General features: G+C 59.7%; 22 protein-coding genes and 1 pseudogene. 13 read left to right on the forward strand and 10 right to left on the reverse strand.

Annotation, left to right across the window (positions count from 1 at the left end; all coding sequences use genetic code 11):
* Nucleotides 1-3 precede the first annotated feature (3 nt).
* The 9 genes from INF61_RS06255 to acpT are packed head-to-tail and all read left to right on the forward strand — an operon-like array spanning nt 4 to nt 8,081.
* Nucleotides 4-426 (forward strand): thioesterase family protein, encoded by a 423-nt coding sequence (locus INF61_RS06255; RefSeq protein WP_006812302.1) that lies wholly within the window; start codon nt 4-6, stop codon nt 424-426.
* Entirely contained in the window at nt 423-1,028 is a 606-nt protein-coding gene (locus INF61_RS06260) for an outer membrane lipoprotein carrier protein LolA (RefSeq protein WP_193547622.1), read from the forward strand. Before INF61_RS06255 ends, INF61_RS06260 begins: the two co-directional genes overlap by 4 nt.
* Entirely contained in the window at nt 997-3,318 is a 2,322-nt protein-coding gene (locus INF61_RS06265) for an MMPL family transporter (RefSeq protein WP_193547623.1), read from the forward strand. The genes INF61_RS06260 and INF61_RS06265 overlap by 32 nt, the downstream gene beginning before the upstream one ends.
* Nucleotides 3,315-3,893, forward strand: coding sequence for a DUF3261 domain-containing protein (locus tag INF61_RS06270; protein ID WP_049135003.1), 579 nt, complete (start codon nt 3,315-3,317; stop codon nt 3,891-3,893). The genes INF61_RS06265 and INF61_RS06270 overlap by 4 nt, the downstream gene beginning before the upstream one ends.
* A 1-nt stretch (nt 3,894) precedes the next feature.
* Nucleotides 3,895-5,061 carry a beta-ketoacyl-[acyl-carrier-protein] synthase family protein gene (locus INF61_RS06275; protein ID WP_017384110.1) on the forward strand — a complete coding sequence of 389 codons (1,167 nt, stop codon included), beginning with the start codon at nt 3,895-3,897 and terminating at the stop codon, nt 5,059-5,061.
* The gene (locus INF61_RS06280) at nt 5,061-5,534 is read left to right on the forward strand and encodes a 3-hydroxy-fatty acyl-ACP dehydratase (RefSeq protein WP_074173137.1); all 474 of its coding nucleotides are present in this window, start codon (nt 5,061-5,063) and stop codon (nt 5,532-5,534) included. Before INF61_RS06275 ends, INF61_RS06280 begins: the two co-directional genes overlap by 1 nt.
* Entirely contained in the window at nt 5,528-6,259 is a 732-nt protein-coding gene (locus INF61_RS06285) for a 3-ketoacyl-ACP reductase FabG2 (protein ID WP_193547628.1), read from the forward strand. The genes INF61_RS06280 and INF61_RS06285 overlap by 7 nt, the downstream gene beginning before the upstream one ends.
* Nucleotides 6,256-7,485 carry a beta-ketoacyl-ACP synthase gene (locus INF61_RS06290; RefSeq protein WP_017384107.1) on the forward strand — a complete coding sequence of 410 codons (1,230 nt, stop codon included), beginning with the start codon at nt 6,256-6,258 and terminating at the stop codon, nt 7,483-7,485. Before INF61_RS06285 ends, INF61_RS06290 begins: the two co-directional genes overlap by 4 nt.
* Before the next feature lie 2 nt (nt 7,486-7,487).
* Nucleotides 7,488-8,081: a 4'-phosphopantetheinyl transferase AcpT gene (gene acpT, locus INF61_RS06295; protein WP_015571496.1), complete on the forward strand. Its 594-nt coding sequence runs from the start codon at nt 7,488-7,490 to the stop codon at nt 8,079-8,081.
* Here the strand turns inward: acpT and arnF are convergent.
* The 8 genes from arnF to INF61_RS06335 all read right to left on the reverse strand — a co-directional run bounded on the left by arnF (nt 8,053) and on the right by INF61_RS06335 (nt 16,229).
* The gene (gene arnF / locus INF61_RS06300) at nt 8,053-8,436 is read right to left on the reverse strand and encodes a 4-amino-4-deoxy-L-arabinose-phosphoundecaprenol flippase subunit ArnF (protein ID WP_032655434.1); all 384 of its coding nucleotides are present in this window, start codon (nt 8,434-8,436) and stop codon (nt 8,053-8,055) included. The two genes, acpT and arnF, sit on opposite strands and share 29 nt — an antisense overlap.
* Entirely contained in the window at nt 8,433-8,756 is a 324-nt protein-coding gene (gene arnE / locus INF61_RS06305; protein ID WP_015571497.1) for a 4-amino-4-deoxy-L-arabinose-phosphoundecaprenol flippase subunit ArnE, read from the reverse strand. The genes arnF and arnE overlap by 4 nt, the downstream gene beginning before the upstream one ends.
* A complete protein-coding gene (gene arnT, locus INF61_RS06310) occupies nt 8,756-10,399 on the reverse strand; it encodes a lipid IV(A) 4-amino-4-deoxy-L-arabinosyltransferase (protein WP_063135397.1) in 1,644 nt (547 codons plus the stop codon). Before arnT ends, arnE begins: the two co-directional genes overlap by 1 nt.
* Nucleotides 10,396-11,298, reverse strand: a complete 903-nt coding sequence (gene arnD, locus INF61_RS06315) for a 4-deoxy-4-formamido-L-arabinose-phosphoundecaprenol deformylase (RefSeq protein ID WP_032104187.1) — start codon at nt 11,296-11,298, stop codon at nt 10,396-10,398. The genes arnT and arnD overlap by 4 nt, the downstream gene beginning before the upstream one ends.
* Complete coding sequence (gene arnA / locus INF61_RS06320; RefSeq protein WP_193547624.1) at nt 11,295-13,277, reverse strand: bifunctional UDP-4-amino-4-deoxy-L-arabinose formyltransferase/UDP-glucuronic acid oxidase ArnA; 1,983 nt, start codon at nt 13,275-13,277, stop codon at nt 11,295-11,297. The genes arnD and arnA overlap by 4 nt, the downstream gene beginning before the upstream one ends.
* The gene (gene arnC, locus INF61_RS06325) at nt 13,274-14,257 is read right to left on the reverse strand and encodes an undecaprenyl-phosphate 4-deoxy-4-formamido-L-arabinose transferase (protein WP_017384101.1); all 984 of its coding nucleotides are present in this window, start codon (nt 14,255-14,257) and stop codon (nt 13,274-13,276) included. The genes arnA and arnC overlap by 4 nt, the downstream gene beginning before the upstream one ends.
* A gap of 1 nt (nt 14,258) precedes the next feature.
* On the reverse strand, nt 14,259-15,398 hold the full coding sequence (gene arnB / locus INF61_RS06330) for a UDP-4-amino-4-deoxy-L-arabinose aminotransferase (RefSeq protein WP_063135399.1): 1,140 nt from the start codon (nt 15,396-15,398) through the stop codon (nt 14,259-14,261).
* A gap of 324 nt (nt 15,399-15,722) precedes the next feature.
* The gene (locus INF61_RS06335; protein ID WP_017384099.1) at nt 15,723-16,229 is read right to left on the reverse strand and encodes a phenolic acid decarboxylase; all 507 of its coding nucleotides are present in this window, start codon (nt 16,227-16,229) and stop codon (nt 15,723-15,725) included.
* Between the two features lie 99 nt (nt 16,230-16,328).
* On the opposite strand from INF61_RS06335, the gene INF61_RS06340 reads away from it, so the two are divergent.
* From INF61_RS06340 to INF61_RS23115, 4 genes and pseudogenes are all read left to right on the forward strand, one after another.
* Nucleotides 16,329-17,210 carry a LysR family transcriptional regulator gene (locus INF61_RS06340; RefSeq protein WP_017693822.1) on the forward strand — a complete coding sequence of 294 codons (882 nt, stop codon included), beginning with the start codon at nt 16,329-16,331 and terminating at the stop codon, nt 17,208-17,210.
* 32 nt (nt 17,211-17,242) lie between these two features.
* On the forward strand, nt 17,243-18,037 hold the full coding sequence (locus INF61_RS06345; RefSeq protein ID WP_017384097.1) for an SDR family NAD(P)-dependent oxidoreductase: 795 nt from the start codon (nt 17,243-17,245) through the stop codon (nt 18,035-18,037).
* A 115-nt stretch (nt 18,038-18,152) separates the two neighbouring features.
* Nucleotides 18,153-18,752 (forward strand): annotated as a pseudogene (locus INF61_RS06350) (HAD family hydrolase); the annotation flags it as partial.
* Entirely contained in the window at nt 18,752-18,799 is a 48-nt protein-coding gene (locus INF61_RS23115; RefSeq protein ID WP_223831791.1) for a hypothetical protein, read from the forward strand. The pseudogene INF61_RS06350 and the gene INF61_RS23115, both read left to right, overlap by 1 nt.
* 67 nt (nt 18,800-18,866) lie before the next feature.
* Here the strand turns inward: INF61_RS23115 and INF61_RS06355 are convergent, their stop codons facing one another.
* Together INF61_RS06355 and INF61_RS06360 are read right to left on the reverse strand one after the other, a co-directional pair.
* Nucleotides 18,867-19,892 (reverse strand): TerC/Alx family metal homeostasis membrane protein, encoded by a 1,026-nt coding sequence (locus tag INF61_RS06355; RefSeq protein WP_015571505.1) that lies wholly within the window; start codon nt 19,890-19,892, stop codon nt 18,867-18,869.
* A gap of 87 nt (nt 19,893-19,979) precedes the next feature.
* Nucleotides 19,980-21,179 (reverse strand): NAD(P)/FAD-dependent oxidoreductase, encoded by a 1,200-nt coding sequence (locus tag INF61_RS06360; protein ID WP_058701002.1) that lies wholly within the window; start codon nt 21,177-21,179, stop codon nt 19,980-19,982.
* Nucleotides 21,180-21,362 lie beyond the last annotated feature (183 nt).

Below are 21,362 nucleotides of genomic sequence, written 5' to 3' on the forward strand. Positions count from 1 at the left end.
AGGGTGCTGACCGATCCCCGCTTTACGGCTGAAGTTGAAATCACCGTTCCGTTCCACGACGTCGATATGATGGGCGTGGTGTGGCACGGCAACTACTTCCGCTACTTTGAGATTGCCCGCGAAGCGCTGCTCAACCAGTTTGATTACGGCTATCGCCAGATGAAAGCGTCCGGCTACGTCTGGCCGGTGGTGGATACCCGGGTGAAATACCGCGACGCGGTGACCTTCGAGCAGCGCATTCGCGTCCGCGCCCACATTGAAGAGGTTGAAAACCGTCTGCGCATCGCCTATCAAATCTTCGACGCGCAAACCGGGAAACGCACCACCACCGGCTACACCATTCAGGTGGCGGTGGAAGAAGCAAGCCGGGAGATGTGCTTTGTCAGCCCGGCCATTCTGTTCGAACGCATGGGGATCGCGCCATGAAATGGATAACGCTACTCGCGCTGCTGGTAAGCCCGCTGGTGAACGCGATCACGCTGGATGAACTGCAACAGCGGTTTGCGGAGCAACCGGTAGTGCGCGCACACTTCGAACAGATCCGCACGATCAAGGATATGCCTCAGCCCCTGCGCTCGCAGGGGGAGATGCTGATCGCCCGTGACAATGGCCTGCTGTGGGATCAAAAAGCGCCGTTCCCGATGACGCTGCTGCTGGATGACAAACGGATGGTGCAGATCGTCAACGGTCAGTCGCCGCAGACCATTACCGCCGACACTAACCCGCAGATGTTCCAGTTCAACCATCTGCTGCGGGCGCTGTTCCAGGCCGACCGCAAGGTGCTGGAAGAGAACTTCCGCGTCGATTTCAAAGGCCTGGGCGAAGGCCGCTGGTCACTGGTGCTGACGCCCGTCACCACGCCGCTGGACAAGATTTTCTCCACCCTTGATTTGAAGGGCGCGATCTATCTGGAATCCATTCGCCTGAACGATAAGCAGGGCGACACGACGGATATCGCCCTCTCCCGCCACCAACTGACGCCCGCCCGCCTGACCGATGCAGAACGCCAGCGCTTTGCCGCACCGTAACGCCCTGCGCCCGGCGCTGCTGTGGGCCGCGGTATGCCTGATCCTGCTGGGCGTGCTGCTGTCGCTGCTGCCCGGCGCGCGGCTGAACAGCAGCGTGCTCGCCATGCTGCCGAAACAGACGCTCGGCGCGATCCCTCCCGCTCTCAACGACGGATTTATGCAGCGCCTCGACCGCCAGCTCATCTGGCTGGTCAGCCCCGGCAAACAGCCGGACCCGCGCGTGGCGCAGCAGTGGTTAACCCTGCTGCAACGCAGCCAGGCGCTGAGTGTCGTAAAAGGTCCGCTGGACGCCGCCGGGCAACAGGCCTGGGGAGATTTCTTCTGGCAACACCGCAATGGCCTGGTCGATCCGGCCACCCGCGCCCGCCTGCAAAACGGCGGTCAAGCACAGGCCCAGTGGATCCTGTCCCAGCTCTACTCCGCCTTTTCCGGCGTGAGCGGCAAGGAGCTGCAAAACGATCCGCTGATGCTGATGCGCGGCGCGCAGCTCGCGCTGGCGAAAAACAGCCAAAAGATGCAGCTGATGGACGGCTGGCTGGTGACAAAAGATGCGGCCGGGAACTACTGGTATCTGCTGCACGGCGAGCTGGCGGGCTCATCGTTTGATATGCAGCAAACCCACCAGCTGGTGACCACCCTTAACGCGTTGCAGCAGACGCTGAAAAGCCAGTATCCACAGGCGCAGCTGCTCTCGCGCGGGACGGTGTTCTACAGCGATTACGCCAGCCAACAGGCTAAAAACGATATTTCCACACTTGGCGTCGCCACGGTGCTCGGGGTGATCCTGCTGATTGTGTCGGTGTTTCGCTCCGTGCGTCCGCTGCTGCTGAGCCTGCTCTCCATTGCCATCGGCGCGCTGGCGGGGACGGTCGTGACGCTGCTGCTGTTCGGTGAACTGCACCTGATGACGCTGGTGATGAGCATGAGCATCATCGGCATCTCGGCGGACTATACGATTTACTACCTCACGGAGCGGATGGTGCACGGCGCGGAACACTCGCCCTGGCAAAGCCTGGCGAAAGTACGTAACGCGCTGCTGCTGGCGCTGCTGACCACCGTCGTGGCGTATCTCTTCATGATGCTGGCCCCCTTCCCCGGCATTCGTCAGATGGCGGTGTTCGCCGCCGCAGGGTTGAGCGCCTCGTGCCTGACGGTAATGTTCTGGCATCCGTGGCTGTGCCGGGGCATGCCGGTCCGCCCGGTCCCCCTGAGAGGGATGATGCAGCGCTGGCTGAACGCCTGGCGCGACAGTAAATCCCTCTCTGTCGGGCTGCCGGTAGCGCTGGCGCTGCTCTCCGCCATCGGGATCGCCAGCCTGCGGGTGGATGACGATATCGCCCGGCTTCAGGCGCTGCCGCAGGACATTCTGGCGCAGGAAAAAACCATCACCGCCCTGACCGGGCAAAATGTCGATCAGAAGTGGTTCGTGGTGTACGGCGCGTCGGCTCAGGAAACGCTGGAGCGGCTGGAGGCGTTTACCCCGGCGCTGGCGCAGGCGCAAAAAGCCGGTGAATTAACCCGCTGGCGCACCCTGCCGCTGAACTCGCTGGCGCGGCAGAACAGCGATCTGCATCTTCTGCGTAACGCCGCGCCGACGGTGATGAAAATGCTGCAAAGCACGGGGCTGAACGCCGTCCCACCGAACCTGAACGCCATGCCTGTCAGCGTGGAAGCGTGGCTCGCCAGCCCGGCCAGCGAGGGCTGGCGTTTGCTGTGGCTGACGCTGCCGGACGGCAAAAGCGGTGTGCTGGTCCCGGTCGATGGCGTCAGAAACAGCGCCGCGCTCGGTGAGCTGGCCGCCCGCCATCCCGGGGTCGTCTGGGTTGACCGTAAGGCCAGCTTCGACAGCCTGTTTGCGCTCTACCGCTCGCTGCTGACGGGGCTGCTGGGCGTGGCGCTGGCGGTGATTGCCTGCGGCGCGATGCTACGCCTCGGCTGGCGAAAAGGGCTGGTGGCGCTGGTGCCGTCCGTGCTGTCGCTGGGCGGCGGGCTGGCGGCGCTGGCCGTGACGGGCCATCCGGTGAACCTGTTTTCCCTGCTGGCGCTGGTGCTGGTCCTCGGCATTGGCATTAACTACACGCTGTTTTTCAGCAACCCGCGCGGCACGCCGCTGACCTCCATGCTGGCGATTACCCTCGCCATGATGACTACCCTGCTGACGCTGGGGATGCTGGTGTTCAGCACCACTCAGGCCATCAGCAGCTTTGGCATTGTGCTGGTGAGCGGTATCTTCACCGCGTTCCTGCTCGCCCCGCTGGCGATGCCGTCTAACAAAGAGAACTTACCATGACCCGTTTCATTCGCCTGGCGGCAGTGATGATGGCCCTGTTGCTGGCGGGGTGTAGCCATACGACGAACCGCGATGACGCGCGCCCTCAGGCCTGGCTCCAGCCCGGCACCCGCGTCACGCTGCCCCCGCCGGGCATCACGCCTGCCATCCGCGCGCAGCAGTTGCTTACCGGCAGTTTTAAAGGCCAGACCCAGTCGCTGCTGGTGATGCTGAACGCCGACGGAGATAAAGTGACGCTTGCCGGCCTCTCCTCCGTCGGGATCCGCCTGTTCCTCGCCACCTACGACGACACCGGGATCCACACCGAGCAGTCGGTTGTGATGCCACAGCTGCCGCCCGCCAGCCAGGTGCTGGCCGACGTGATGCTGAGCCACTGGCCGCTCAGCGCCTGGCAGCCGCAGTTGCCGAAAGGCTGGACGCTGAACGATACTGACACCAGACGCGAACTGCGCAACCCCGAGGGCAAACTGGTCACGGAAATTGTCTACCTGAACCGTAACGGCAGGCGCGATCCGATTAGCATTGTGCAGCACGCTTTTCACTACCACATCACCATTCAATATCTGGGTGACTGAGATGATTTACCTTTCTGCCGTTGGCATGGTCAACGCGCTCGGCAACTCGGCTGATGAAATAGCGGCAAACCTGATCGCTGGCGTGGCCCCCGGGATGCGCCAGCGTGCGGGCTGGCTACAGGGCTTACCCGAGGCCGTGCTGGGAGGTGTGGAGGGTGAACTACCCCCTGTCCCCGAGTCTTTTTCCGCCCATCGCAGCCGTAACAACCAGCTGCTGCTGGCGGCGCTGGCGCAAATCCGGCCCGCCGTCGATGCGGCCATTGCGCGCGTAGGGCGCGACCGCGTGGCGGTTGTGCTGGGCACCAGCACCTCCGGGCTGGACGAGGGTGATGAGTACGTGCGCCGCGCGCAAAACGGCGAGAGCAGCCCGCAGTGGCAATATCCGCAGCAGGAGCTGGGCGATCCGTCGCGCTTTCTCGCCCGCTGGCTTGCGCTGGACGGCCCGGCGTATACCATCTCAACCGCCTGCTCCTCCAGCGCGCGGGCGATCGTCAGCGGTCGTCGTCTGATTGACGCCGGGCTGGTGGACGTCGCCATCGTCGGCGGGGCCGACAGCCTGAGCCGCATGCCGGTCAACGGCTTCAACAGCCTGGAGTCCTTCTCCCCAACCCTGTGCGAACCGTTTGGCCGCCACCGTCGGGGGATCACCATTGGCGAAGCGGCGGCACTGATGGTGCTGACCCGCGAGCCGGGCGAGGTTGCGCTCCTGGGCGCGGGGGAATCCAGCGATGCGTACCATATTTCCGCCCCGCATCCGCAGGGCGAAGGGGCGATCCGCGCCATCAACCAGGCGCTGAACGAGGCGGGCATGACGGCGGCGGACGTCGGCTATATCAACCTGCACGGCACCGCTACGCCGCTGAACGATCGCATTGAGGCGCAGGTGATCCACGATCTCTTTGGCGACCGCGTGCCGTGCAGCTCCACGAAACATCTTACCGGCCACACTCTGGGCGCAGCGGGGATCACCGAGGCCGCCCTGAGCTGGCTGATCCTGACCCGAGACCTGCCGCTGCCGCCGCAGGATTTTTCCCGCTACGCGCCAGACGACACCCTGCCAGCCTTCGGCCTGCTGCACCAGAGCGCACCGCTGAATAAACCGGCGATCCTGTCAAACTCCTTTGCGTTTGGCGGCAACAACGCCAGCCTTCTGCTGGGGAGGGTATGATGCGCTACTTACCTCCCGGGGATTATCTTCCTCACGACACGCCGATGCTGCTGCTTGAGAGCGTGGAAAACGTCACCGATGACCGCGCCGTTTGCAGCGTGACGGTGAACGATCGGGGCGTTCTGGCTCCGTTCCTGGACGCGGACGGCAACCTGCCTGGCTGGTTTGCGCTGGAGCTGATGGCCCAGACCGTGGGCGTCTGGTCTGAATGGCACCGGATGCAAAAAGGGCTGCCGCACTGTGCGCTGGGCATGGTGCTGGGCGCGCGCGAGCTGGTGTGCGACGCAGGGCATTTTGCCGCAGGCAGCACGCTGAACATCACCATCGAACGTCTGATGCAGGATGAACGCTTTGGCAGCTTCGAGTGCGCCATTCATGCGGATAGTGTCTCCCTCGCCACGGGCCGCGTGAACACCTTCCAGCCGAGCGAAGAAGAATTAACATCACTTTTCAATCAGGGAACGCCATCATGAGATCCGTACTGGTCACAGGTGCCAGCAAAGGCATTGGCCGCGCAATTGCCCTTCAGCTTGCGGCTGACGGTTTCACCGTGGGTGTGCATTACCACCGCGATGCCGCTGGCGCACAGGAGACACTCGATGCGATTGTTCAGGCGGGCGGCACGGGCCGTTTACTTGCTTTCGACGTGGGCAACCGCGAGCAGTGCCGCGCGGTGCTGGAACAGGAAATGGCGGACCACGGCGCATGGTATGGCGTGGTCAGTAACGCAGGCATCACCCGCGACGGCGCGTTTCCGGCGCTCAGCGAGGATGACTGGGACAGCGTGATCCACACCAATCTCGACAGTTTCTATAACGTTATCCATCCCTGCATTATGCCGATGATCGGCACCCGCAAGGGCGGGCGGATTATCACCCTGTCGTCGGTTTCTGGTCTGATGGGCAACCGCGGGCAGGTGAACTACAGCGCGGCGAAAGCCGGGATCATCGGCGCCACCAAAGCGCTCGCCACCGAGCTGGCAAAACGCAAAATCACCGTCAACTGCATCGCGCCGGGGCTGATCGATACCGGCATGATCGAGATGGACGAAGCTGCGCTGCACGCGGCGATGTCGATGATCCCGATGCAGCGTATGGGCCAGGCCGAGGAGTTCGCCGGGCTGGCGAGTTACCTGATGTCGGATAAAGCAGGCTATGTGACGCGTCAGGTGATTTCGATTAACGGAGGCATGCTATGACCCGCCGGGTAGTGATTACGGGCATGGGCGGCGTCACCGCGTTCGGCGAGGACTGGCCGACCATCTCGCGCCGTCTGCGCGAGTATGAAAATGCGGTGCGTACCATGACGGAGTGGCAGGCGTATGACGGCCTGCAAACCCTGCTCGCCGCGCCGATTGAAGACTTCACTCTCCCCGCTCACTATACCCGTAAGCGCATTCGCGCCATGGGCCGGGTGTCGCTGCTCTCTACCCGCGCCACCGAGCTGGCGCTGGAGCAGGCGGGACTGATCGACGACGCGGTGCTGACCAACGGTCAGACCGGCATCGCCTACGGCTCGTCGACCGGCAGCACCGGGCCGGTCAGCGAGTTTGCCTCTATGCTCACCGAAAAGCACACCCACAACATCACCGGCACCACCTACGTGCAGATGATGCCGCACACCACGGCGGTGAATACCGGGCTGTTCTTTGGCCTGCGCGGACGGGTGATCCCCACCTCGAGCGCCTGTACCTCTGGCAGCCAGGCGATTGGCTACGCCTGGGAAGCGATTCGTCACGGCTACCAGACGGTGATGGTGGCAGGCGGCGCGGAAGAGCTGTGCCCGTCGGAAGCGGCGGTTTTCGATACCCTGTTTGCCACCAGCCAGCGTAACGACGCGCCAAAAACCACGCCGTCGCCGTTTGACGTTCAGCGCGATGGTCTGGTGATTGGCGAAGGGGCGGGCACGCTGGTGCTGGAAGCGCTGGATCACGCCAGAGCGCGCGGGGCGACAATCTATGGCGAGATCGTGGGCTTTGCCACCAACTGCGATGCGGCGCACATCACCCAGCCCCAGCGTGAAACCATGCAGGTGTGTATGGCGCAGTCGCTGGCGATGGCGGGCCTTGGCCCTCAGGAGATTGGCTACATTTCTGCCCACGGCACGGCAACCGATCGCGGGGACATCGCCGAGAGTCAGGCGACCGCCGCCATTTTCGGCGACAGCGTGCCCATCTCATCCTTAAAGAGTTATTTCGGCCATACCCTGGGCGCCTGCGGCGCGCTGGAAGCCTTGCTGAGTCTGCACATGATGCGGGAGGGCTGGTTCACGCCAACGCTCAATTTAAGACAACCGGATGAGCAATGCGGCGCTTTAGATTATATTATGGGGGAAACCCGCCCGATTGATTGCGAATTTATTCAGAGCAATAACTTTGCCTTTGGCGGCATCAATACCTCGATAATCATTAAACGCTGGGCGTAACTATGTACCAGTTTGTACTGGGAAAGATCTCCACCCTTAGCGCGGACCCGCTGGCGTCAACGCTCGCAGACATGGCACCTCAGGGTGCACGACACGCTTCCTGGCTTGCAGGCCGGACGCTGCTCGCCAGAACCTTATCCCCCTCACCGCTTCCCGAGATAATTTACGGCGAGCAGGGAAAACCGGCCTTCGCTAACGGCCATCCGCTGTGGTTTAACCTGAGCCACAGCGGGGACGACATTGCCCTGCTGATGAGCGATGAAGGTGAAGTGGGCTGCGATATCGAAGTGATCCGCCCGCGGGAGAACTGGCAGGCGCTGGCGAATGCCGTTTTCAGCCTCACCGAACATGACGAGCTGGAACGTGAAGCGCCGGAAGAGCAGCTTTCCGCATTCTGGCGCATCTGGACGCGCAAAGAGGCAATCGTCAAACAGCGTGGCGGCAGTGCGTGGCAGATTGTCAGTATTGACAGCACCGCCCAGACCCTCCCGGTCAGTCAGCTACGCTTCGGCTCGCTGAGCCTGGCGGTCTGTACCCCTACGCCTTTCACCTTAACGGCGGAAGCGGTTACTTACTCCGGTATTTCTGCGGCATAAAAATGACCAGCACGCCGAGTATAATCAAGCCGACGCCCGCCAGCCCGCGCCAGGAAAAGTGTTCTCCCCAGCCGGGCAGTAAAATTGCAGCACTCCACACCAGGATGTAACTGAGGCTAAGCAAGGCATACGCTTTGCTGAGCGCCATACGATGCAATGCCAGATACCAGCAGCCCATTGAGGCGCAATAGCCTGTCAGCCCCAGCATCAGCGCGCCCGTACCGGGGGCTATATGCCAGAGGGCTGCCCAGAAAGCGTCGCCCATCGGGGGCAGCGTTAACATCGCATGACGCAGCAGCAGCTGCGCCACGCTGACTAACACTACGCTGCATAACGCCCAACACGCACCGTTCACAGGCTTCCTCCCAGCAAAATAACCCCGACGATAATCAACCCGACGCCCAGCCAGTGACGTAGCGGGACAGGCTCATGCCAGACGATTTTTGCCGCCAGCGTTACCCAGACAAAGTTAAGGCTCAGCATGGGGTACGCCACCCCGACGGGCAGATGCTGCAATACCACCAGCCAGGCAACCATCCCGCCACCCAGCATCAGAAGGGCCAGCCCAAGCCACAGGGCGACCTGCTGACCGCCGCCAGCCCGGGTCGCCTGTTTCTGGCACAGTTGACCTGCGCAGCTCAACAGGCTTGCCAGCACCAGCCAGATCCAGGCCATCACTGCGGCAGATATTGCAGGTAAGCCAGACGCCCCTGAATCGTCAGGTTGTCCGGTTTTGGCAGCCCGGCGCGGGCCAGGTCGTCGTTTTTCGACAGCAGGATCACCAGCGACACCGGTCCCTGCTGACGATGCGCTTCAAGCCAGTGCGCGATATCATCTTTGCTCACAAAACGCCCCTTAGCGTCCGGATAATCCAGACCGTATTTCAGCTCACCGCTCTGCCCATACAAAATGATGTCATTACGCTGAAGCTCCCACGCCAGCCCGGAGGCTATACCAACGTTGTTCGCCAGGACGAATTTACTCATCTGCAATGGCTCGCGAACGGAATCCACCAGCGACTGCGGCTGTTTGGAATCCACTACCCGGTCCGGGATCGCAAAACCCACCAGCAGGGCCAGCCCGGCAGGGCAAAGCGCCGCCAGCCACCAGCGCTGCGGATTTTTAAGGGTAAACCAGCCCACCGAGGCCCAGACCAGAAACGCCACCACGGCACAGAAGACTTTGTACAATTCGACCGGTGTCCAGACCGGATGTTTAGCAAGCCCCCATGGCGATACCACCAGCGCCGCCAGCATGCCAAGCACGCCAAACGCGATATTGATCCCACCGTTAATACGTAACGCTTTTTCGGCGACGGTGCAGGCGTAGCGCGCCATCAGGATCGCCAGCGGCGCAAAGCACGGCAGGATATAGGTCGGCAGCTTGCCTTTGGCGATGCTGAAGAACAGCAGCGGCATCACTATCCAGCCCAGCAGATAAAGCCCCGCCCTCTCGTTTTCTCTGTCTCGCCATCCCAGGCGTAGCGCGCCCGGCAGCATCGCCAGCCACGGCAGACTTCCCGCGATGAGGAACGGCAGATAGTACCAGAACGGCGCTTTATGCTGGGCATCGCTCCGGGCAAAGCGCTGGATATGCTCCACCCAGAAGAAGTAACGCCAGAAATCGGGTTCACGCTGAGCGATTGCCAGCCCCCAGGGCAGGACGATAAGTACGCAGCTGAGGATCGCCAGCCAGCCGAAAACCAGCACCTCCTTCCAGCGTCGTTGCGCAATCACCCACGGCAGCACGCCAATCACCGGTACCGCCAGCGCCAGGAAGCCTTTGGTCATGACGCCCATGCCGCAGGCCAGCCCCAGCAGAATGTAGCCCCCCGCTTTTCCGGCTATCGTTTTCGCCTGCGAAGCCAGCCAGAAGCTGCACATAGCCGCCACCAGCCAGAGGGTGATAATGGGATCCAGCACGGCGTAGGTGCCGATGCCATAGACCAGGAACAGGGTTAAGAAGATCAGGCCGGAGAAGATCGCCACCCGCTTATCCTGCCAGAGACGCCAGGCCAGCCAGATCACCAGCAGCGCCGTCAGCCCGGTGCAGAATATCGCCCCCGCGCGAACGGCAAAATTGGTGTGTCCAAATAGCCATTGCCCGATGCTGTTCACCCAGTAACCGGCAATGGGTTTTTCAAAGTAACGCAGCCCGAGGAAATGCGGGACCACCCAATCGCCGGAGGCCAGCATTTCGCGGCTGATTTCCGCATAGCGCGTTTCATCAGGCTGCCATAACAGGCGAAGGTTGACCGGAAGGAGGTAGTAAACGACAAACAGGGCGAGAAGCATCAGGCCATAGCGGACTGTTTTCATAGTGCCGGGCTCACGGTTTGTTGATAGCCAAGCCAGCCTTCCCGGCCAGCCATTTCACGACGGACGATTTTTCCCAGGGGCAGCGTGCCAGGATCGTCCGGCAACAGCTGGCTTAACGGGCAGAACTGAATGCCCTCCTGCGCCGCCAGCGCAAGCAACGCGTCAAAATCCTGCTGATACGCAATGCCTTCCACTTCGGCATGGATGGTATAAACCGGCGTACCGGCATCGCGGTGCATCGCATCCAGAATGTAACGGTTAAACCTGTCGGCACTCACCTCGCGCCCGACCACTTCATCCCACGTCGGAAGAGTGACCGGAATCTGCACCGTGCCGGTTCGGTTTTCCCCCAGCAGCGGTAAAAACGGTCCGGTGCCCCGGCAATCGCTGTTGTAGCGAAAGGCAAAGTGTTCTTTGGCCTTCACCACGCGCTGGTCGGCCCGCCATCCCGCCACGGCGGAACAGCGCACAGGCTGGCCGGTAATGGCTTCCAGCTCCAGCACGCCGCGCTCAACCTCACGCGCCAGGCGGGGGATATCCCACACGCCCGCCCAGGCCTGCCAGGCATGGTGATCCCAGGCGTGCAGCCCCACTTCATGATGCTGCGCGGCCTTGCAGATGATCGCTTCATTTTCCGCGCCGATGCGCCTGCCGGGCCATGCGGTTCCGGCCAGCAGGATATCCCAGCCGTAGAGCGATGCCGCGCGCGAGCGCAGCATTTTGAACAGAAAGGCCGGTTTAACCAGGCGCCACAGGTGACGCCCCATGTTGTCTGGCCCGACGCTGAAGAAAATGCTGGCACGCACGTCGTGCTTGCTCAGCAACTCCAGCAGCCGCGGCACACCCTCGCGCGTGCCGCGAAAGGTGTCGACGTCAATGCGTAAACCGACCTTTTTCATGATGCCTGTTCCGACAGCTCCACGGTGCGCAGGAAGAAGTCGAGCGTTTCATCAATGGTCTGCTCCATCTTCACCGTCGGCGTCCAGTTCAGGCAGCGCTTCGCATTGCGGATGCTCGGCTTGCGGTGCTCAACGTCCTGATAACCCTTGCCGTAGTAGCTGCTGCTCTCCACTTCGCGGAAACCGGCAAACGGCGGGAACTGGCTGCGCAGCGGGTGACGTTCAAAGCTTGCCAGCAGCATTTCCGCCAGCTCGCGGATGCTCGCTTCGTTGTCCGGGTTACCGATGTTGATGATCTCTCCGTTACAGCGGCCGTCTTTGTTTTCGATGATGCGGAACAGCGCTTCAATACCGTCGCTGATATCGGTGAAGCAACGTTTCTGTTTGCCACCTTCAATCAGCTTAATGGGCGAACCTTCCACCAGGTTGAGGATCAGCTGGGTGATGGCGCGGGAGCTGCCGATACGCGCGGCGTTCAGGTTGTCCAGGCGCGGCCCCATCCAGTTAAACGGACGGAACAGGGTAAAGCGTAGCCCCTCTTTCTCGCCGTAGGCCCAAATCACGCGATCCAGCAGCTGCTTGGAGACGGAGTAGATCCAGCGCTGCTTGTTAATCGGCCCGACCACCAGACTGGAGGTGTCTTCATCGAAGTTATTGTCGGTACACATGCCGTACACTTCCGACGTCGACGGGAAGATGATGCGCTTATCGTATTTCACGCAGTCGCGGATAATCTTCAGGTTCTCTTCGAAATCGAGTTCGAACACGCGCAGCGGGTTACGGGTGTATTCAATCGGGGTGGCAATCGCCACCAGCGGCAGCACCACGTCACATTTTTTGATGTGGTACTCGATCCATTCGGAATGGATGCTGATGTCCCCTTCAACGAAGTGGAAACGGGGATTAGTGAGGAATCGACCGATCGCATCGGGTCCGATATCGAGACCGTAGATCTCGTAATTGTCGTCTTCCAGCAGCCGTTCGGTCAGATGGTTACCGATAAACCCGTTTACGCCGAGGATTAAGACGCGCGTGCGGCGTTTGATCGCCACCACCGGCGCGCTGGTGATCAGCGCCCCCGCCACCAGCCCCAGAGACTGCGCCAGCTGCGCCCCCTGCACGTACAGCCCGTTATCCGTTTGTCCGGTGACGATCTCCAGCGCCTGCTCGCCGCAGCTCACAATCAGCGGAGAGACGGAGACGACGGTGCCCGGTTTTGCCGCCGGAATGTCCTCACGCACGCGGGATTTCCAGACGATAAATTTACTGACCCCGGCGAAGCTGTACGCGCCCGGCCACGGGTCGGTCACGGCGCGCACCAGGTTATGCAGCTGACGCGCCGGTTTCGCCCAGTCCAGTCGCCCGTCCTCCGGCGTGCGGCGACCAAAACTGCTTGCCTTGCTTTCGTCCTGCGCGGTTTCGGTAAAAGTCCCCTGACGGATCGTCGGCAGCGCGTCGCGAAGCAGGCTTTGCGCGGCGATGCAGAGCTTGTGGTGCAGCTCCAGCGCCGTTTCATCAGCGCCAATGCCCACTTTCAGCTGTGCCACGATACCGCCCGCATCGGCACGGCGTACCATTTTGTGCAGCGTTACGCCGGTTTCCATTTCACCGTTAACCAGCGCCCAGTTCAGCGGCGCACGGCCACGGTAGGCAGGCAGCAGCGAGCCGTGCAGGTTAAATGCGCCTTTTGTCGCCACGCTCAGGATGTCGTCGCAAAGCAGATTGCGGTAGTAGAAAGAGAAAATCACGTCCGGCGCAAGCTTCTGAATACGATCCACCCACAGCGGATGGTTCACATCGTCCGGGGCGTAAACCGGAATACCGTGTTCAGCCGCAATACGCGCCACCGAGCCGAAGAAGTGGTTTTCCCCGGCAACATCCGGATGGGTGAAGATGGCGGTAATGTCGAAGCCTGCGTCCAGCAAGGCTTGCGTGCCCGTGCAACCCATATCGTGATAGGCAAAGACGACGGTTTTCATGGGTGGTTTTCCTCTTGAGATGCCAGGTGCTCCTGACGGACAACACGTTGAATAAAATAGCGCGGACGCGCGCGAACATCGTTGTAAATACGGCCAATGTACTCACCCAGCAGACCCATACCGATGAACTGGGCGCCAATGAACGTGAACAGCACGGCAAACAGCATAAAGACCCCTTCCGCCGCCCACTGGGGACCAAAGACCAGCCGCAGAACGACCAGCAGAACGGAAAGCGCAAACCCGGCCAGCGCGATAACGCTGCCGAACACGCTCAGCAAGCGCAGCGGCGTGGTGGTCAGGCAGGTGATGAGGTCGTACATCAGGTTGATCAGACGCATAAAGCTGTACTTTGACTCCCCGTGCTCGCGCTCGGCGTGCAGCACCGGGATCTCCGTCGCTTTACGGGCAAAGGTGTTCGCCAGAATCGGAATGAAGGTGCTGCGCTCATGGCAGTGCAGCATGGCGTCGACGATGTGGCGGCGATAGGCGCGCAGCATGCAGCCGTAGTCGCCCATCGCTTTACCGGTGGTGCGCTGGATCAGACGGTTGATGGTGCGAGACGCCAGCTTACGGAACAGGCTGTCCTGGCGGTTTTGCCGCACGGTGCCGACCACGTCGTAGCCTTCGTCGGCTTTGGCGACCAGACGCGGGATCTCTTCCGGCGGGTTTTGCAGATCAGCATCCAGGGTAATCACCAGATCGCCCGTAACGTGGCTGAACCCGGCCATAATTGCCGAGTGCTGGCCGTAGTTACGGTTGAGCAGTACGGCAACAATGTGGCTGCCCTCCGCCTGCGCGGCGTCGGTCAGCATCCGCGCGGAATTGTCGCTGCTGCCGTCGTCCACCAGCAGAATTTCATAAGCTTTGCCGAGCGTCTCGCAGGCGGCAGTCGTGCGGCGGATCAGTTCCGGCAGGCTCTCCTGCTCGTTATAGACCGGGATCACCACGGAAACTTTTTGTACAGGCGGCGCACTGAACATATCAATGTCCTGCAAGCTGATGGAGCGCGGTAATGACGCGGGTTGTGTCGTCATGGGTCATGTCCGGGAAAAGGGGGAGAGAACAAATGCACGCGCTGTTCCATTCAGAGTTCGGAAGCGACACATCAGGGAAACGCTCGCGGTAGTATTTTTGCGTATGTGCCGCACGGAAATGCAGGCCCGTACCGATGCCCTGCTCCTTCAGCGCGGCCATCAGGGCATCGCGCGAGAGGCCGCACCGGGCCTCATCCACGCGAATTATAAACAGGTGCCAGGCGTGCAGATGCGGCCATGACGGAATGCACAGCGGCTGGAAAGGGGTATCCGAGAGTTCAAGCAGGTAGCGGTCGGCAATGTCGCGACGGCGCCTGTTGGCTTCGCCCAGCTTGCCGAGCTGCACCAGCGCCAGCGCGGCGTTGATATCCGCGAGGTTGTATTTAAAACCCGGGGTGATGACCTCGGCCTGCGGCGCGCGGCCATGGGTCTGGCGGTCATAGGCATCAACGCCCAGACCGTGGAATTTCAGGCTACGGATGTTTTGCGCCAGCTGCTCGTCATCCGTCACCACCAGCCCACCTTCGGCGCAGGTCATGTTTTTGATGGCGTGGAAGGAGAATATTGCGGTGCCCCGCCAGCCTACATGACGGCTGTGGTAGTACGTTCCGGCGGCATGGGCCGCGTCTTCAATGACAGGAATACCGTGACGTTCACCGACGGCGCGGATGGCGTCAATATCGCACGGCGCACCCGCATAATGAACCGGCACAATGGCTTTGGTGCGAGGCGTAACGGCGGCGTCGACCGCTTCAGGCGTCACCATCAGCGTGTCTCTGTCGACGTCGATCATCACCGGTATGGCACCCAGCAGCACGATCATATTCAGCGTCGATACCCAGGTCAGGGAGGGCGTAATCACCTCATCGCCGGGACCAATCCCCATCGCCATCAGGGTGACGTGCATCCCCGCCGTGGCAGAGGAGACGGCAATCGCATGACGGTTTCCCGTCAACGTACAGAACGCCTCTTCAAGCATCTGATTTTTCGGCCCGGTGGTGATCCAGCCGGAGGTTACTACCTCCTGTACCGCGGCGATTTCCTCCGCGCCCATTGAGGGCCGGGAAAAAGGCAAAAAATCACGCATTATTAATTTCCTTGAGTTATGCATGGCAACTTTTTGATATTAACCAAATGCCGATGCGTTTATTTCAACGAACCATAAACTCATCTCAAGGTAACGTTCATTTCTTAGGGAAAAATTAAGATGGTGATAAAAAGGAGGGGTGAATTGATATAAATTCATTATTAAACAATAGGTTAAGTAATTATGAATTATTTATTATGTGATTCCGCTCACCGTATTAAAGTCAATTATCTAAACCAAACATCAACAAATAAAAAAATCCCCGACCATTTCCAATAAATATGAAATAAGTCGGGAACTTTTCTTTTTAGTTAATTGTCGCGCTTATTTTAAATTATCAGGAAAGTTTTTTGGCAACTCGCTGGCCGCGCACGCAATAACGCTATCGTCATTCGCACCGCAGTCGCGCACGAAGGTGATGGTGGCAAATTCATCAATCACTTCGGTTGGATACGCTGGCCCGGCATCACGGTAGCTATTCATCAGTGGAATGTGATCGTTCTGGAAGCAGACGGTTTTTTCCGGATTATTCATGACCCAGCGCGGGAAGAAGATGGTGCCGTGGAACAGGCTGTCGCCCAGGTTCACGATCAGGCTCACGTCGGTACCGGTTGGCTCCGTCCAGGAAATTTTATAGATGCTCTCCCCAACACGAACAATGTAGGCCTGCTGATCTTTCACCCAACGGTTGCCCACCAGACCGCTGTGAATACGGTAGTCCAGGGTGTTTTCGTTTTTAACGTAAATTTCGTAGTTCCAGCCATTATCGTAGGTATATACCAGATGTTTGCCGACGAAGCCGCTTAAATCATGTTTATCGAAGGTGCTCATACGATGTCTCCTTTGTTTTGATGAGACGATCGTACCCCTTCAAAAAATGAATGAATAACGCTATGTTTGAATCAAATTCATCCAAAATTTAGATTAATTATGCACAAGACGACGCTCGAACAGTGGGCCTTGCTGGAGAGAGTCATCGAGGCTGGCAGCTTCGCTAAGGCGGCGGAAGAGACCCACCGCAGCCAGTCCTCGGTCAGCTATAACCTGTCGCTGTTGCAGGAGCGGCTGGGCGTGGCGCTCCTGATGACAGAGGGACGGCGTGCCGTGCTGACACCGGCGGGTGAGCTGTTGCTGAATCAGGTTAAACCGCTGCTGAAAGCCTTCGCCTATGTTGAAACGCGCGCTGCGACCCTGCGCAGCGGGATGCGAACCCGTATCGACCTGATGGTAGACAGTATTTTTCCGCGCAGCCGGCTGTTCGCGATTTTGCGCCAGTTTCAGCAGCTGTACCCGCAAACGCAGGTGCGGCTTACCGAGGTGCTGGAAAACAGCCGCGCGGATGCGCTCAATGATGAAGCCGACGTGATGGTCTTAACCCGCCGCCAGGACATTACCGGCCTGGGCGAATGGCTGATGAATATCGATTTTGTTGCCGTCGCGCATCACGCTCACCCGCTGTTTGCGCTGGATACACCGCTTAACGACGAGATGCTACGACCGTGGCCGCGCATTCAGATCGCAGACAGCCAGCCCACCGCTCACCCTACCGGGGAGTCTTGGACCTTCTCCACCATCGATGCCGCGATCGAAGCGGTGATGTATCAGGTTGGATACGGCTGGTTACCGGAAGAACGCATTCAGACCCCGCTCCAGCAGGGCATCCTTAAAACGCTGCCGCTCAGCCACGGCGTACGTCGCGCCACGCCGCTGCACCTCATCGTCAAACGCTCCCTCAGCCCGCTGGACGAGCAGGTTGAGACGCTGTTGCGCCTTTTTAAACAGGAGCCGTCATCGTCAAGTGCTACGCTTTAAGTTTTGAACCATAAGATGACAAGGAGCGAATGATGAAAATTGATTTAACGGGGAAAGTAGCGCTGGTGACCGCGTCCACCGGCGGTATTGGGTTTGCCATCGCCCGCGGGCTGGCGGAGAGCGGTGCGGAAGTGATCGTGAACGGGCGCAGCGTCGACTCGGTGAACAAAGGCATTCAGGCGCTACAGCAGGTGGTGCCGGGCGTACAGGTCCGTGCCGCCATAGCCGATCTAAGCTCGCAGGAGGGCGTTGACGAACTGCTCAGGGTCGCCTCGCACGTCGATATTCTGGTGAATAACGCCGGGATCTATGGCCAGCAGGATTTTTATTCCACCGACGACGAGACCTGGGAACGCTACTGGCAGACCAACGTGATGTCCGGCGTGCGCCTCTCCCGTGCCCTGCTGCCAGGCATGGTACAAAAGGGCTGGGGTCGGGTAGTGTTTATCTCGTCAGAATCGGCCTGCAATATTCCTGCGGATATGATCCACTATGGCGTGACAAAAACCGCCCAGCTCTCGCTGGCGCGCGGTCTGGCGAAGTTCGTGGCAGGCAGCGGCGTGACGGTGAACAGCGTGCTGCCGGGCCCGACAATGTCGGACGGTTTTGCCGCGATGATGAAAGACGAGATCGAAAGAACCGGTAAATCGCTGGAACAGCTGGCGAAAGAGTTCGTGATGGCGAATCGCCCCAGCTCGGTGATCCAGCGCGCCGCCACGGTGGAAGAAGTGGCAAATATGGTGGTATATGTCTGTTCCATGCAGGCCTCCGCGACTTCCGGCGCGGCGCTGCGCGTTGACGGCGGCGTGGTGGATGACATTGTTTGACCCGTCAGGCCACAGGTTCAGGAAAAAATGCGACCTGATATAAGGACTGTGAAGGTAAAGCAGGTAAACTAGTGAACAGAATGTGTATTTCAGCTAAGACGTATTTATGACCAATATGATTGCCGACGAAGCCGTGTCGAAGTCCAGCGTGCTCTCTGTCTTTGACTTTGATGGTACGTTGACGCACCACGACAGTTTTATCCCGTTCCTGCGCTTTGCCTTTGGCAAGCGCTACTTTGCTGGCCGACTGGTGCGCATGGCCCTGCCTACGCTGCACTGTGTGCGCCGCAAGCTGACGCGAGATGAGCTGAAAGAGGTGTTGATCAAAACCTTCCTGACGGGGGTGGATGAGCACTGGTTACGTCAGCAGGCGGAAGCCTTCTGTGAAAAATACTGGAACAAGCTGATGCGCCCGGAAGGTGTGCTGGCCGTCGCCAACGAGGTCAATTCCGGTGCGGAAGTGACGATTTGCTCTGCTTCCCCGGCGCTGGTATTGCAGCCGTGGGCCGATAAGCTCGGCATTAAGCTGATTGGCACGCAGCTGGAAGTGAAAGACGGCAAGCTGACCGGGCGGATCACCGGCCACAACTGCCGTTGTGCCCAGAAGGTGGCGAGGCTGGAGAAGGTGTATGGGGATTTGAACGCGTATCACCTGCGCGCCTGGGGCGACACGCGTGGCGACCACGAGTTGCTGGCGGCGGCGCAGGATCCACACTGGCGGCATTTTCATCATCCGAGCAAGCGCCGAAATTCACCAATTAAGGGTTAGGTGCGGCCCGGTGCCCTCACCCCGGCCCTCTCCCACAGGGAGAGGGAGAAAAGCGGTACATCAGGCCTCACGTTTTCCCGGGAACATCACGCTCGCAATAATCCCCAGCGCCAGTACCCCCAGCACCACAAACAGGCTTGCCGTGGCGCCGATGTTATAACCGTGATGCCAGAAGTGGTCGGTCGCATTCAGCCCCAGCTTGAACGCCACGAAGAACAGCAGTAACACCACCGCTTTCTCCAGATGCACCAGATACTGCTTCAGCGCTTCCAGCACGAAGTAGAGGGTACGCAGGCCGAGGATCGCGAACATCATTGCGCTGTAGATAATCAGCGGCTCACGGCTGACGGCAATGATTGCGGGTACGGAATCGAAGGCGAACATCACGTCGGACAGCTCCACCACCGCGACGCAGAGCAGCAGCGGCGTCGCGTAGCGCTTCGCCTTCTTCACGCGGCCTACCATCACATCCTTGTTTTCAGGTTTCTCCAGTTCGGCATCCACCTCTTTCTGGGTCAGGATAAACGCATGGCTGCTGATTTTTGGCCACACCGGGTAGAAGCGTTTCACCAGGCGGTACGCCAGATGGTTGGAGTAATCTTCTACTTCATCGCTCTCTTCATTGCGTTTCAGCATCATCACCGCCGTCCAGCCGACGACCAGCGCAAAAATGACCTCAACATACGGTCCCAGGCTCAGCAGGCTGGTGCCAATGGCAACAAAAATACCACGGAACACAATCGCCCCGAGCACGCCCCAGTAGAGCACGCGGTGACGATATCTATCCGGCACGCCAAACCAGGCGAAGATCGCCATCATCACAAACAGGTTGTCGACGGAGAGCACCTCTTCCAGCGCATAGCCGGTCAGGAACAGACTGGCCATCTCCGCGCCGTGGTGCACGTATAAGAATCCGGCGAAGGCCATCGCCATCATGACCCAGAAGATGGACCACATGACCGCGCTTTTCAGCGAGATCGGTTTATCGTGACGGTGCATGAAGAGGTCGATAAACATCGCCCCAACGGCCATCACCACGAAGACAACAACGGTTTCCGTCGGGAAACCGAGATGAGCAGCAGACATAGACAACCCTTTTAAGAAGACAAAACACCATGCACACAATAAAAAGCGTGGACCCGATAAGGACGCAGCACGCTAAAAAAATAAATATTAACCGTTCTTTTCAGCGAGTGCCTGCGCGCATGCCCAGGCACTCGCCCACGCCCACTGGAAGTTATACCCGCCGAGCCAGCCGGTCACGTCCATCACTTCACCAATGAAATAAAGACCCGGCACGTTGCGGGCTTCCATCGTGCGGGATGAGAGTTCGTTTGTATCCACGCCGCCCAGCGTCACTTCCGCCGTGCGGTAGCCTTCGGTGCCGTTTGGCTGTACGCGCCAGTTCGTCAGCGTCTCCACCAGCGTTTCCTGCTCGCGGCTGTTGAGCTGCTTGAGCGCGACATCCGGAATTTGCCCTAACACCTGCAAGCACTCCACGAGACGCTTCGGCAGCTGCATCGCCAGGGTATTTTTCAGGCTTTGATTCGGGTGCGCAGCGCGTTGCTCGTTAAGGAAGGCGTCCAGATCGCAGTCCGGCACCAGATTTACGGAGACAAACTCCCCCGGCTGCCAGTAGCTGGAGATCTGCAATACCGCCGGTCCCGAGAGTCCGCGATGGGTAAAGAGCAGATTTTCGCGGAACACCGTGCCGTCTTCGGCCGTAATGACCGACGGCACAGACACGCCGGAGAGCGTCTGAAGCTGTTCCAGCAGGGGCTTATGCAGCGTGAACGGTACCAGCCCGGCGCGGGTGGGCAGTACCTTCAGGCCAAACTGCTCGGCAATTTTATAGCCGAACGGTGAAGCGCCCAGCCCCGGCATCGAGAGGCCCCCGCTGGCGATCACCAGGTTATCGGCGCTGACGGTTTCACCGTTGAGTTGCAGCGTGTAGCCCTCCTCGTCACGGGCGACGTCCAGCACTTCGGTGCGCAGGCGCATAACTACGCCGCCATTCTCGCACTCGGCCACCAGCATATCGACAATTTGCTGCGCGGAGTCGTCGCAGAACAGCTGCCCCAGCGTCTTCTCATGCCACGCGATACCGTGTTTACCCACCAGCTCGATAAAATCCCACTGGGTGTAGCGCGCCAGCGCAGATTTGCAAAAATGACGGTTTTGGCTCAAATAGGCCGCAGGCTCGACATAAAGATTAGTAAAGTTGCATCGCCCGCCGCCAGACATCAGGATCTTGCGGCCAGGCTTTTTTCCGTTATCCAGCAGCAGCACGCGACGACCCGCTTGTCCGGCCATCGCCGCACAAAACATACCCGCCGCACCGGCGCCAATTACTACGGCATCAAACCTTTCCACGTCAAAATCCTCTTCGTTAACTGCCGCGGATTGTAAAGTTTCCTCAGTGGTCGCACCAGCGTAAAAAGATATTACAAAGCCATTTCATTGATATTTAAAGATTATCCTTTCAGGCACATTTCTCAAATCAGGTGGTATGTCAAAAAAAGTCTATATTTCACTTTGCCCGTTGCGCATTTGTCC

The organism is Enterobacter cloacae complex sp. P18RS (genome assembly GCF_014982105.1).
In the GTDB taxonomy this organism is placed as follows: domain Bacteria; phylum Pseudomonadota; class Gammaproteobacteria; order Enterobacterales; family Enterobacteriaceae; genus Enterobacter; species Enterobacter hormaechei_C.